The 13,255-nt window shown below is 38.3% G+C and carries 14 protein-coding genes; 8 read left to right on the plus strand and 6 right to left on the minus strand.

Features of this window, described 5'->3' with window-relative positions; genetic code table 11:
* Window positions 1-84: 84 nt before the first annotated feature.
* Window positions 85-534 carry a Calx-beta domain-containing protein gene (locus tag XEN7305_RS02315; RefSeq protein ID WP_006507722.1) on the minus strand — a complete coding sequence of 150 codons (450 nt, stop codon included), beginning with the start codon at window positions 532-534 and terminating at the stop codon, window positions 85-87.
* Between the two features lie 390 nt (window positions 535-924).
* Here XEN7305_RS02315 and galE point away from each other — a divergent pair, with 390 nt between their 5' ends.
* The 4 genes from galE to XEN7305_RS02335 all read left to right on the plus strand — a co-directional run bounded on the left by galE (window position 925) and on the right by XEN7305_RS02335 (window position 6,060).
* Complete coding sequence (galE, locus tag XEN7305_RS02320; RefSeq protein WP_006507723.1) at window positions 925-1,908, plus strand: UDP-glucose 4-epimerase GalE; 984 nt, start codon at window positions 925-927, stop codon at window positions 1,906-1,908.
* Between the two features lie 159 nt (window positions 1,909-2,067).
* Window positions 2,068-3,015, plus strand: a complete 948-nt coding sequence (locus tag XEN7305_RS02325; RefSeq protein WP_006507724.1) for a UDP-glucuronic acid decarboxylase family protein — start codon at window positions 2,068-2,070, stop codon at window positions 3,013-3,015.
* A gap of 82 nt (window positions 3,016-3,097) precedes the next feature.
* Window positions 3,098-4,483 (plus strand): UDP-glucose/GDP-mannose dehydrogenase family protein, encoded by a 1,386-nt coding sequence (locus tag XEN7305_RS02330; protein ID WP_006507725.1) that lies wholly within the window; start codon window positions 3,098-3,100, stop codon window positions 4,481-4,483.
* Between the two features lie 287 nt (window positions 4,484-4,770).
* Window positions 4,771-6,060, plus strand: a complete 1,290-nt coding sequence (locus XEN7305_RS02335) for an O-antigen ligase (protein ID WP_006507726.1) — start codon at window positions 4,771-4,773, stop codon at window positions 6,058-6,060.
* 3 nt (window positions 6,061-6,063) lie between these two features.
* On the opposite strand, the gene XEN7305_RS02340 is transcribed toward XEN7305_RS02335, so the two are convergent.
* The 3 genes from XEN7305_RS02340 to XEN7305_RS02350 form a co-directional block, all read right to left on the minus strand.
* Complete coding sequence (locus tag XEN7305_RS02340) at window positions 6,064-6,477, minus strand: thioesterase family protein (RefSeq protein WP_006507727.1); 414 nt, start codon at window positions 6,475-6,477, stop codon at window positions 6,064-6,066.
* A 181-nt stretch (window positions 6,478-6,658) separates the two neighbouring features.
* Entirely contained in the window at window positions 6,659-7,003 is a 345-nt protein-coding gene (locus XEN7305_RS02345) for a PIN domain-containing protein (protein WP_040896488.1), read from the minus strand.
* An 86-nt stretch (window positions 7,004-7,089) separates the two neighbouring features.
* Window positions 7,090-7,341: a hypothetical protein gene (locus XEN7305_RS02350; protein WP_006507729.1), complete on the minus strand. Its 252-nt coding sequence runs from the start codon at window positions 7,339-7,341 to the stop codon at window positions 7,090-7,092.
* Between the two features lie 162 nt (window positions 7,342-7,503).
* Here XEN7305_RS02350 and XEN7305_RS02355 point away from each other — a divergent pair, with 162 nt between their 5' ends.
* Window positions 7,504-8,472 (plus strand): ABC transporter substrate-binding protein, encoded by a 969-nt coding sequence (locus XEN7305_RS02355; RefSeq protein WP_006507730.1) that lies wholly within the window; start codon window positions 7,504-7,506, stop codon window positions 8,470-8,472.
* Window positions 8,473-8,497: 25 nt separating this feature from the next.
* On the opposite strand, the gene XEN7305_RS02360 is transcribed toward XEN7305_RS02355, so the two are convergent.
* Complete coding sequence (locus XEN7305_RS02360; RefSeq protein WP_006507731.1) at window positions 8,498-9,331, minus strand: NAD-dependent epimerase/dehydratase family protein; 834 nt, start codon at window positions 9,329-9,331, stop codon at window positions 8,498-8,500.
* Window positions 9,332-9,409: 78 nt separating this feature from the next.
* Window positions 9,410-10,384, minus strand: a complete 975-nt coding sequence (locus tag XEN7305_RS02365) for a DUF3616 domain-containing protein (RefSeq protein ID WP_006507732.1) — start codon at window positions 10,382-10,384, stop codon at window positions 9,410-9,412.
* 85 nt (window positions 10,385-10,469) lie between these two features.
* Here XEN7305_RS02365 and XEN7305_RS02370 point away from each other — a divergent pair, with 85 nt between their 5' ends.
* The 3 genes from XEN7305_RS02370 (at window position 10,470) to XEN7305_RS02380 (ending at window position 13,068) form a co-directional block, all read left to right on the plus strand.
* Window positions 10,470-10,685: an NAD(P)H-quinone oxidoreductase subunit O gene (locus tag XEN7305_RS02370; protein ID WP_006507733.1), complete on the plus strand. Its 216-nt coding sequence runs from the start codon at window positions 10,470-10,472 to the stop codon at window positions 10,683-10,685.
* A gap of 206 nt (window positions 10,686-10,891) precedes the next feature.
* A complete protein-coding gene (gene pgk / locus XEN7305_RS02375; RefSeq protein WP_006507734.1) occupies window positions 10,892-12,091 on the plus strand; it encodes a phosphoglycerate kinase in 1,200 nt (399 codons plus the stop codon).
* A 578-nt stretch (window positions 12,092-12,669) separates the two neighbouring features.
* Window positions 12,670-13,068, plus strand: coding sequence for a DUF4112 domain-containing protein (locus XEN7305_RS02380; RefSeq protein WP_006507735.1), 399 nt, complete (start codon window positions 12,670-12,672; stop codon window positions 13,066-13,068).
* Window positions 13,069-13,255: the final 187 nt, after the last annotated feature.

Genomic DNA, 13,255 nt, shown 5'->3' on the forward strand with positions numbered 1-13,255 from the left:
TCTAATCTTGATGTCATCATAAAATTAGCTGAGATTCTCTAATTCTGCTTATTATGAGTATACAATGTCAGCCTTTCTTTTCTCTCAAATTTTCGTCGAACTCACGTTAGTGATAGTAATTGTCGCTATATTTTCAGCTTCTGAAATTGAATATTCTGCCTGACTAAATGCAAGGGTGTTTTCACTAATTACATCATCATCTTCAATGGTTACAATAGCTGTTCTAATATCTCCTAATACTGCCCCTGTAGGATTACCGATTGCCAGGCTGAAGCTCTCATCAGTTTCGAAAATACTATCATCTATAATGTCTACTGTTATTTCTTGTTCTGTGTCTCCAGGGGCGAAAATTAAAGTGTCGGAAATGCTGATAAAGTCTTGTCCTGATCGCGCAACGTTACCATTAATTGAATAGTCAACGGAAGACGTTATATCTATGTTTCCAGTACGTATGATGGGAATAATAGCCTTTCCAATATCTTCTTGAACTCTTAGAGCTTCTATCCCTATGACAATAATACTAGACTCTTCCATCTCAATTACTCCCTTTGTTGACGTATTTGGTAAGTCCAGCACATTTTAGTCAAGGTATTGTTTTTCTGCCACCTAGACTCTTTGCCTCTATTTTGAAGATTTATTTAAAGTACAAGGAATAAATTAGGAACACAAAAATTCAGATAATAATTAGCTTATAGTGTAAAAAAAATTGAAAATTATGATGCTTAGCTTGAAACAACTAGTACATTATCAGAACAAGACAACATATGTATTGCGATCGCAAATAGCCTAAAAAGCCATCGAATTAAAAATTAGCTCTTGCCAACAAGTTGGGGCAATCGTGAAAAAGACGCTTATTTAACTCATGGAACAACAAAGACAAGATTTTAGTTATAGACTCTACTACCAAATAACCAACTTTTCTATATGATTATTTTAGTGACAGGAGGGGCAGGATACATAGGCTCTCACGCTGTCTTAGCATTGCAAAAATTGGGGCATGAAGTGATCATCCTGGACAATTTGGTCTATGGTCATCAGGATTTAGTAACCGAAGTGTTGAAAACTAAATTAGTCATTGGGGACACTAATGACTCGATTCTGTTAAAACAAATATTTAACCAACATAAAATAGATGCTGTTATGCATTTTGCGGCTTATGCTTATGTCGGAGAATCGGTAACCCAACCAGCGAAATATTATCGCAATAATGTGGTGGGAACTTTGACTTTGCTAGAAGAAATGTTGGCAGCAGGAGTCGATAAATTTATCTTCTCCTCAACTTGTGCCACCTATGGTGTACCAGAAAAAGTACCAATTGTAGAAGATCAACCTCAAAATCCCATTAATCCCTATGGCACGAGCAAGTTGATGGTGGAAAAAATCTTGCAAGATTTTTCGGCTGCTTATAATTTCCGTTCTGTATGCCTACGCTATTTTAACGCCGCAGGGGCTGATCCTGATGGTCTGTTAGGAGAAGACCATGATCCTGAAACTCATTTGATTCCTTTGGTTTTACAAACGGCCTTGGGCGATCGCGAATCTATTTCGATCTTTGGGACGGATTACGATACCCCAGACGGTAGTTGTATTAGAGATTATATTCATGTTGCAGATTTGGCTCAAGCTCATGTTCTCGCATTGGAATATCTTGAGAAAAATGGCGCTACAGACATGTTTAATTTAGGGAATGGTCATGGCTTTTCTGTCAAAGAAGTTATTGCCACTGCTCGAAAAATAACAGGTCGAGAAATCAAGGCCGTTGAATGCGATCGCCGTCCAGGAGATCCCCCTATTTTGGTTGGCAGTGGCGCAAAAGCCAGAAAGATTTTAGGCTGGCAATCTCAGTATTCTAGATTAGAAGATATTCTGACCCATGCTTGGCGATGGCATCAAAAACGTCATCAGTAAAATAATTTTCTTTATATATTTGTGTCGAGAACTTGTTTTTTTTTACATAATTCTAAAAGTTAGCTAAAATCTGGACAATTTTTGACTCGTCAGAAGTTAGCTTAAAGCCGATTCGGATTTCTAACTTCACTTTTCACCCTCACTCGCAACAATCATCAAATGAGAATATTAGTTACTGGTGGTGCTGGTTTTATCGGCTCTCACTTAATAGATCGCTTAATGGAGCAAGGCAACGAAGTTGTTTGTTTGGACAACTTTTACACAGGCGATAAACAGAACATCTTTAAATGGTTCAATAACCCCTATTTTGAGCTTATTCGCCACGATATCACCGAACCAATTCGTTTAGAAGTCGATCAAATATATCATTTGGCTTGCCCAGCTTCGCCAGTTCATTATCAGTACAATCCGGTGAAAACCATTAAAACTAATGTTATGGGAACATTAAACATGTTGGGGTTGGCGAAAAGAGTTAAGGCGAGGTTTTTGCTGGCTTCTACTTCGGAAGTTTATGGCGACCCCGATGTACATCCCCAACCAGAAGAATACCGAGGAAATGTCAACTGTATTGGAATTCGAAGCTGCTATGACGAAGGAAAAAGAGTAGCCGAAACTCTTGCTTTTGACTATCATCGACAAAATGATGTTGATATTCGGGTAATGCGGATTTTTAATACCTACGGCCCGAGAATGCTAGAAAATGATGGCCGGGTGGTGAGCAACTTTATTGCTCAAGCTTTAAGAGGAGTACCCCTAACTATCTATGGCGATGGCTCTCAGACTCGTAGTTTTTGCTATGTGTCTGACTTGGTTGAGGGCATGATGAGATTGATGAATGGAAACCATATTGGGCCGATTAATATAGGGAATCCTGGGGAATATACGATTCTGGAGTTGGCGAGAACCATTCAAGAAATGGTAAACCCAGGGGCAGAATTGACCTATAAACCCCTACCTCAAGACGATCCAAAACAAAGGAAACCTGATATTACTCGTGCTAAAAATTTACTAGATTGGGAACCTACTATATCTCTTCAGCAAGGATTGGAACTAACAATCAAGGATTTTAGCGATCGCCTTAAGGTAAATCCCAAGGCTATTGTTTGAGGTGAATGCAAAGGGCAGAGGAGCAGATGGGATGATAAATTCCCGAAAAAGTAAAAAATATTCTTTAGAGAGGCTTTAAGTTATGAAAGTTTGTGTTATTGGAACTGGATATGTTGGATTAGTTACTGGTGTGTGTCTATCTCATATCGGGCATGATGTGATCTGCGTGGATAACAATGAGGAAAAAATCAAATTAATGCAATCAGGGCAGTCTCCTATCTATGAGCCGGGATTAACTGAATTGATGAAGTCTTCCTCTCAAGCAGGAAAGCTAAAATTTACCTCTGATCTTGCCCAGGGAGTGACTCATGGCGAAATTTTATTTATTGCTGTCGGAACACCTTCTTTGCCCACAGGAGAAAGTGACACTCGTTATGTGGAAGCTGTGGCTAGGGGAATTGGTAATCATTTAAATGGTGACTATAAAGTGGTTGTCAATAAATCGACAGTCCCTATCGGTTCTGGGGATTGGGTAAGAATGATTATGCTTGAAGGAATTGCAGAGCAACAAAAAGTATTAGTTGGCGCGGGCAATCTTCCCAGTAAAGCACAAGAGACACAGGCTAATTTCGATGTGGTGAGCAATCCTGAATTCCTCCGCGAAGGTTCTGCTGTACACGACACGTTTAATCCCGATCGCATTGTCTTAGGCAGCCACAGTCAAAAAGCCATTCTAATGATGAAAAAACTTTATGAACCTTTGGTGAATAGAGAATTTGCCCAAGATAGCTCTTTGCCCAAGGTTCCAGTGGTCGTGACGGATCTTAGTTCGGCAGAAATGATTAAATATGCCGCCAATTCTTTCTTGGCTACCAAAATCAGTTTTATTAATGAAGTTGCGAATATCTGCGATCGCGTAGGAGCCGATGTTACTCAAGTAGCTAAAGGTATTGGCTTAGATTCTCGAATTGGCAGCAAGTTTCTCAATGCTGGGATTGGTTGGGGCGGCTCTTGTTTTCCCAAGGATGTTTCGGCCCTAGTTCATACCGCAGACGATTATGGCTATGAACCGGAATTGTTGAAAGCCGCAGTCAATGTCAATATGCGTCAGCGCCTCATTGTACTAGAGAAATTACAACATGAACTGAAAATCCTTAAAGGAAAAACTATTGGATTATTAGGTCTAACTTTTAAGCCTGATACTGATGATATGAGAGATGCTCCGTCTTTGCAGTTGATTCGACAATTAGATCGTTTGGGTGCCAAAGTAAAAGCCTATGATCCGATTGTATCTCAATCGGGAGCTAGCCATGGCTTGTCGGGCGTTATTATCGAGAGTGATGTTGCAATGTTAGCTGATGGTTGTGATGCTTTAGTTCTCGTTACTGAATGGAAAGAGTTTCTAGAACTTGACTATTCTAAAATGGCAAAATTAATGGTCAATCCTGTGATAATCGATTGTCGCAATTTCTTAGATAATCAAGTGGTGAAGCAAGCTGGTTTCCAATATTTGGGCGTTGGTTGTTAATTATCTCTCCACTCAAATTTGAAATCAATATTCTGCGATCGCTAAGAATCATGTTAGCTTAATTGCGTTGATTATGGCGATCGCAATTTTGGATAACTTCAGTTCGACGAATTTTTTTTGATTAAATTTCCCAAGTTGAACAACAAAGTAATAGGCTTTTTCCCAAATCCCCAAATCCCCAAATCCCCAAATCCCCAAATCCCCAAATCCTTATTCGTAAATAGTAAACTTTGTACTCATCGAACTCACCTGCTACAAGTAGAGGAATTGCTATATAGTTATTGACTATGACCTTTCTAATTTTGCAGGCTAGTATCCTTCTCTTGCTATTCTTTCCTGCTTTAGGAGTATTAGGATTACTATGGATTTTAATTCGGGTTGCGATCGCTAACTTTTCCCAGATAGTTAAGAATTCTATCAATAGAGCCTTAGCAGTTTTAAGTGTATGGTTAGTCATTAATTCGTTTTTGGCCTATCAACCATCAGAAGCCTTTTTAGGGCTGGCAAATTTTTTACCTTTTTTCGCTTTATTTGGGAGCTTAAGCATTGCCATTCGTTATCCTCATCAACTGAGGAGAATTGCTTGGATCTTAGTGATTTCTGCTTTGCCCATCGTAATTCTGGGTTTAGGGCAATTATATTTAAACTGGCAGAGTCCTCCCCTTATTAAAACTATTTTGGGTTGGGGATTAGTCGCTCAAGGTGTTCCGACGGGAAGAATGTCATCGGTATTTATTTATGCGAATTTTCTCGCCATCTATTTAGCGATCGCATTTATTTTAGGCTTAGGTTTATGGTTAGATGTCTGGCAAAATCACAGCTTAAAAAAACGTAATTGGTTATTGTTATTACTTAGTATTGTTTTAATATTTAATTCTATTGGATTGGGATTAGCAAGTTCTCGTAATGCCTGGGGCATAGCTATGATAGGCATCATGGCCTTTGCGATTTACTTTAGCTGGTATTGGCTGATCTCGATTGTTACCGCAATGGGAATAGCAATCATGGGTGCATCCTTTGGTTCTTTCTGGGGACAAGAATGGTTACGCAAAATTGTCCCGATGTTTATTTGGAGTAGACTATCAGACCAGAATTACCTCGATCGCCCGATCGCAACCTTACGAATTACTCAATGGCAATTTTGCTGGGAAAAAATCCAAGAAAATCCTCTTATCGGTTGGGGTTTGCGTAATTTCACCCCCTTATATTTAGAGGCTACCAATTTTTGGTTGGGACATCCCCATAATTTATTTTTCATGTTGGGTATGGAAATAGGGATTATTGGTGGTTTATTCTTTTGTTTAATTATTGCTTGGATCTTGGCACAAGCTTTTCTATTACTGCGTCGAAGTCCGAGAAGAAATTCTAGAATTTTGACAAAAGGCGATCGCTTGATTCTTTTTTCTTATCTTGTAGCTTTTGGTTGTTGTATTTTATTTAATCTTTTGGATATTACAATTTTTGACCTAAGAATTAATCTTCTAGGTTGGATTTTATTATCGGCAATTTATGGGGTTAGCCAAGAACTCACTCAAGATAAGCACAAAATATCCTTAAAAATGAGAGGTAGAGCGTGAAATCTAATCCAAATCAGGCTTGGCTGCTGAGATAATTAATTGGGGAAGTGGAATTCGGCTGCGAATTTGGGGATTAATGCAAACATGCTGAGTCTTTGCGATCGCCAGAGGTCGAGTCAAAGATTCCTGCTTAAAAATTTGATAATCAACACAGAATTCATTGTCTGAAATTAATTTTGGTTTTAAATTGATTTGTAGTTGATCTCCACAAAAAATAGGCCGCAAAAAATCAATATCGGCATGGACGATGGGAATAGCCATGGTTTTTTCTGTGAGCATTCGCGGTAAACTAATGCCAATTTCGCTTAACCATGTTTCATAGGCTTCGTGGCAAATTTTCAAAGCATTGGCGAAGTAAATTACTCCCGCCGCATCAGTATCGGATAAGTAAATAGTTCGATGGTAAGAGAAAGACATTTTTGCTATTTTGATGACTCTGGTAAGATCTTTAAGCTCTCAAAATATCTGGAAAAGCTTCTGGTGGAGATGAGATCTTACTTTTATCCTAATCTTTTTTCAGTTCAGCGTTAATTGCGATCGCCAGAGACCCTATTCGTTAATCTGGCTCTTAGATAATACGGATCATTTACAGAAAAAATCAAGATAAATATATATGAACTCGATCGGTTGTCCAGGTTGCTACTCCTGCTCCAAAAAAATCCTTATCCTCTGTCCAAATCGGACAGTCTAAAGTCAGAGATAAAGCAACAATTGGCCAATCGTCTATGTCTCTGAGAATACGTTCCTTAGCTTCTTGCTCATATGAGCTATATAGATCAACATTAATAGCTTTGACGAAATAGTTTAGACTTTCTAGAACATCTAGAGCATTTTGTACAGGCAGGTTTCTTTTGGCAAACAGAGGTGGCAAATATTTTCTTGCGTCTTGATAGCAAATCTCAGGAGTTACAAATCGCGCAGAAGAATTATATTGTTCGAGAATTCCTCTTACTTTTTAACCAAGAACAGCACTAATTAAAATATTAGCATCTAGAACAAGAGTTTTATCTATTTTCATTTAATGCCTGACTACTTCTTCTGGCGAAGTTGGCGGAACTCACTAACTAACTCATCTTCACTAATTCCATTTTCTTGGAGTAGAGTGTCCAGTTTAGCCGCTGCTGATTTTAATGCCTCAAGCTCAGTTTTCTCTGGTTCTTGATGTGTAGGGAAAAAATATCCTACGGTCTTTCCGTGACGTATAACGACAATAGGAGAGTTTGTACTAAGGTACTTAGCGAAGTTGTCACTAAATTCTTGTACATTGACTTTTTGTAGCATTATTTTGACTTAAATTATTGTCTTTTACATTCTACTACTATCTATTATGGTTTGTACGCACCGTAACATAAATCCGTACCAAAATTGGTGCGCATTTGAATAAAATTAAGTTTTTTGTATTAGGTTACACATTTTTTTATCAGGAATCAATTTACATTTGTTATGAAAATGAATAGATTGCTTAATAGCTTAAGCTCAAAGTATATAGTTCAAAATAAAAAGATAATTGCTGTTATTGGCCATAGTTCTTCTGAAACAACTGAAGCAGCCTTGCCAATGTATGAAAAAGCTGGATTAGCTGTTATTAGTGCTACTGCAACAAGTACAGAATTAAATCAGCCCAATTTCTTCCGTATTCCACCCTCAAATGAGATTTTGGGAAGTAACTTAGCTAGATATGTCGAAGAAACAATGAATCTAGAAAAAGTAGCATTTTTTTATGACAGTGAAAGTACTTATAGCAGGACTATTAAAAAGGCTTTTGAAGATAAATTTGGAAAGGAAAAAACGGAGAATATTGATTTATTAGAAGACATTGAGTCAGAAGAGTCTAAAGACTGGAATCAAGAAATTGCGAGTCTTGTCAGTGAGAATTTTAAAGCCGCTGTGTTGTTCCCAAGTACAAAAACAGTTTCTAGAACAATAACAATAGCTCAGGCAAATGCTGAACTTCCTGAGGAACAAAGGTTACAATTTTTAGGCGGTAATACTCTTTATACTAAAAATGTTTTTGAAGAGCATGGCAATATCTTTGAAGGTTCAGTATTAGTTGTTCCTTGGCAGCAAGATGAAAATGCCTACACGAAAAAAGCACAAGAAAAATGGAAAACAGAAGAAGATGTCGGCTGGCGAATGGCAATGGGCTATGATGCAACTCAAGTTGTTATAAACGCTTTATCTTCTCTGCCTGAGGGAGCTAAACGCAAAGATGTGTTGAAAAAATTCAATGAGTTTAAGGATTCTGAATATCTTGGGCAAGATGAAACTTCAGGAGAAGAACTCTGTTTTGATCGCAACGGAGAATCTAATCGTTTTGCTCGTATTCGCAAGGTTGTTAATGGAAAACTTCAAAATATAGAAGGAGAAGAAGATAAACCAGCAAAATCTTGTCCTATAAACAAATCTCAATAAATCAATTTTGCCCACTCCCCAAAAATCACAAATCGAAAACAATCTGAGGATGAGTCAAATTCAATCCCGCATCCTTAATCTTTTGGTTCGATAATTTCAAATTGTAAGAGCGATTAGAAGCTGCATTTGTATCCCAATTAAAGTCAGGTAGGTTATAAGCTGTAAACAACCTACGAAAGAATACACGAGTTTCTAGAATTTCATCACTGTTTAGATTATAAATACCTGCTAATTGTTTTAATCTAGCCAATTCGATCCCGTTAACAATATCCTCCAGATGAACCCAATTGCTATAGTCCGTTCCTGCTCCTGGACGAGTCGTCCCCGCAGAGCGCCGAAAGATTTTGATTAATTCTCTTCCTGGCCCATAAATACCAGCCAAACGGAGAACACATACTTTTCGGCTTGGCGCACTTGCGGATAAGATTACTTCCTCCGTTTGAACTAACACCTTCCCATTTTCGTTAGCCGGCGCAACGGGAGCTGTTTCATCTGTCCAAGCACCTTGTTTATCCCCTAAAATCCCATAACTTCCTGTGTAAATTACCTGTTTAACAGTTTGATTATTTTGCAATGCTGTGACTAAATTCTGGGCAGTACCAAGATAGGTTTGACGATAAATATCTAGCTCTCTAGTTTTTGCCCCTACAGAAAATAAAACGACATCTTGATCTTGAATTAAATCTTCAATAGCACTACTATCTTTGCCATCTAGAATCACTACTTGATGGGAAATCTCTGATAATTGGGTAACTTTTTGCTCTGTAGTGGTAGTTACTGTTACCTGATGACCATTTCTCTGCCATGGACGAGCGATCGCACTGCCAACATATCCGCAACCAAGAATCGCAATTTTCATTCATTTTGTTCTATCTTTTACTATTGCTGATCCTATTCGATTTTGTGATTATTTTTAAGAGTTGGCGCTCTGCGGGGCTTAAGAAGTCGGCTTTAATATGCTTTTATCAACCTGAAAAACCGTCGCATCTCCGTTTTTTACACCGTCATAAACAATAATGAATTTATAAATATCATCAGTTTCCTCCAACAGCGTTATCCCTTCTGCTTTAGAGTTCTCATCGTCCAGCGTAATTTTTCCCAACAGGCTTCTTTCTGTTTTTTGGGGCTTATCCGTCCCAGGAATACTATCGACACCGTTCCAAAAATAAAGCTTATAATCTCCAACCCCATCACCCACAGGGCCAGCAATAATCAAAAATCCTCCTTGAACTTTACATAGATCCCGAATCCCATAACCACCTAAATCAACAAAAAGCAGTTTATAATCTGATACTTTGGTAAAGTCCTCGATGACCATCACCGGAACATAATTTCCACGCAACACGGGTCCTCTAAACCCTAGATATAGAACATTATCATCATCGGAGGCAATACCTTCGATATCAACTCCATTTTCCTTACTGGGAATCTGCGAGAAAATCCCCAAAATACTATCGTTTTCGATAATTTCTTTGATACGAATGATTTTTCTTTCACTCTGGTCTTTTTCTTCGCCTGTTTGAGGATCGATTGTTAATTTAAAAATACTGTTCTTTTTATCTTCTCTAATAACCCTAGTAATTCTTTCTCGGTTACTAAGATAAGTTTTCTTGTCAGTTTTTAAACGCTTTAAGGAGTGAGAACCAACTATAAACAGAGTATTACCATTACTAATTGACATTCCTTCAATATCAATTTCTTGATCCTCTTGCTCGGAAAGAACAGGCAGCGCAATCTCCAACTTGTCCTTGACTTCATAGCAGTCGGATTGCTTCTGTTCTAAAATTTGAATCTTTCTTTTACTCTCATCAGAACCGATCGCCAGAAAATTGCCAAAAGATACGATCGCACTAATATCTTTGTCTTTTTTAACGTCACCTTCAAAGCTTATCTTGTTTAGTTTTGTCAGCATTGTCTTTTCTCCTCAATATAGGGTTAAATATGGCACAATCAACAATGAAGATTAAGTCTCAAGTAAATTTTATCGAGTAGGTTCTATGGCAGGCAAAATTAAAAAAGGTGCATTAGTTCGAGCAGTAAAAGAAAAACTTGCAGATAGCGTTGAGGCTACCGCTAGCGATAATCGCTTTCCCGACTATCTTTTTGAAAGTAAAGGTGAGATCCTAGAAATTGAGGGAGATTACGCTCTAGTCAAATTTTACGTTGCCACTCCTAACATTTGGTTTAACCTAGAATCGCTAGAAGTCTTATAGAAAAAGCATTTTATCGATTTCACGGTAACATCTTTGTTGTCATTCCCCTAAGCTCTGCTTTCTTTGTGTCATCTCCTCTGGTAGATTAATCCTATACCCTTATTTAAATTTTTGTTGCGAATTTGGGATCGTGCTTGATTTTTGTACTAGCACTTGAATTTTAATAATTTGTTAATTTATCAGACATAACAGGAGGCTATTAAAACATGTCAAAGAAAACCGTGGCTAGCTTAACAGAAGCTGATGTAGCAGGAAAAAGAGTTTTAGTCAGAGCAGATTTTAATGTGCCTCTAGATGATAGTGGAAGCATCACCGATGATACTCGGATTCGTGCAGCTCTTCCCACTATCAAAGATTTAACTGGCAAAGGAGCTAAAGTCGTTCTTTGTAGCCATATGGGTCGTCCCAAGGGTGAAGTTAAAGAAGCACTTCGTCTAACCCCCGTTGCAGCACGTCTTTCTGAGCTTTTAGGGCAGGAAGTTACTAAATGTGATGACTGCGTAGGTGATGCGGTTGCGGCGACTGTTAACGGCATGAGCAATGGTCAAGTCGTTCTTCTGGAAAATCTTCGTTTCCACGCTGAAGAAACTAAAAACGATCCTGAATTTGCCAAAGCTTTAGCCTCCAATGCTGATGTTTATGTCAATGAAGCATTTGGTACTGCGCACCGCGCCCATGCTTCTACTGAAGGGGTAACCAAATATTTAAGCCCTTCTGTTGCTGGTTACCTGATCGAAAAAGAATTAGAGTTTTTGCAAAATGCAGTAGATAATCCCAAACGTCCTTTAGCGGCAATTATTGGTGGTTCTAAAGTATCTAGTAAAATCGGTGTTATCGATACTTTGCTTGATAAATGCGATAAGTTACTCATTGGCGGCGGCATGATCTTCACTTTCTACAAGGCCAGAGGTTTGAGTGTGGGAAAATCTCTAGTAGAAGAGGACAAGCTTGAACTTGCCAAATCCTTGGAAGCTAAAGCCAAAGCTAAGGGTGTAGATTTGTTATTGCCCACAGATGTTGTTGTGGCTGATAATTTTGCTCCTGATGCCAATGCGAAAACTGTCAGTATTAATGATATTCCTGACGGTTGGATGGGATTAGATATCGGCCCTGATTCTGTCAAGGTTTTTCAAGATGCTTTGGCTGACTGTAATGCAGTGATTTGGAATGGCCCGATGGGGGTTTTTGAATTCGATAAATTCGCTGTTGGTACTGAGGCGATCGCGAACACTCTAGCTGGTAAACCTGATGCTATTACTATAATCGGTGGTGGTGACTCGGTTGCTGCGGTAGAAAAAGTTGGTGTAGCTGAGAAAATGAGCCATATTTCTACTGGTGGTGGAGCTAGTTTAGAGCTGCTTGAAGGTAAGAAATTGCCTGGTATTCTAGCTCTTGATGATGCTTAAGTTTTTTGTAAGCAACTAAATTTAATGGGGGTTAAATTCCCCCAGTACCTATTCATAAAACTTAGAATTATTTATATTTAAACTGTTCTAAGGTTTTTTATCAGTGATCCAAATTACAGAACAACAACAAATAAACTTCTTGCACAAGTAAATTCATTAGGACTTACTCAAAATTAATATTTTTATCCCCAAAATATAAGTTAAATCCGTCAATGCAATTGGGGGACTAGCCCCCCAAACCCCAATCTCGCGCGTTCCCTTGCGGATTAAAAATTCCGGCGGGGTCGCTCGCCCATTGGGGACGATACGCCCTCCCCAAACCCTTGCCGAAGTGTTAACTTGTGAGTTGGAGAGATTTTATTTTCTTGGTAGTTGCCAAATATTTTGGCGTAGAAAGTTTTGTTCGAAACCTATTTTTCAAATATCTTTCTTTATATTTATTAGATATCTGCGTAAGTCTTATTCATAATAAGTTTCATCTGCGCTTATCTCGTTAGTGAAATCTAACCACAGCTAGAAGATGTAAAAAGGCGATCGCGATATAATGGGTGGCATCGAAATCAATCAAATTCTCCCTAATGGATAAAATTCAGCAACTAAAAAACCTCCAAAAAATTCGCAAGATAGCTAATCTTTTAGATACAGCGATCGGTATTCCTGGGACTAAAATTCGTTTCGGTTTAGATCCTATTTTGGGGTTAGTTCCTGGAGGAGGAGATTTAATTACCGCAGCTATCTCTGCATATATGATTTACCTGGCAGCTCGTTTTGGACTAGAGCGCGCAGAAATACTGAAGATGATCAAAAATGTGGCGATCGAAACTGCTATTGGTTCAGTTCCTATTTTTGGAGATATTTTTGATGCTTACTTTAAGGCAAATATCCGTAATTTAGAAATATTAGAGCAGCATATTACTGAAACTGAATTTGAGACACAAGATACTGAAGCAAGAACTCTCAGCACGATATCTAACTAATTAGATACTAATTAGACAATAATAGTAATCCACCCATAAACAACAAGTATTGGGTAACGTGAGTTCGATGAGTACAAAATTTACTAGTGGACGCGGGCGTAAATAAGCTATCTATCAACGAAGGGCAAAAAGCTGATGTATCAAGACTTATTACTCATTACTTATTACTTATTACTTCCGCGCAGCG

It is taken from the genome of Xenococcus sp. PCC 7305 (assembly GCF_000332055.1).
Lineage (GTDB): Bacteria > Cyanobacteriota > Cyanobacteriia > Cyanobacteriales > Xenococcaceae > Xenococcus.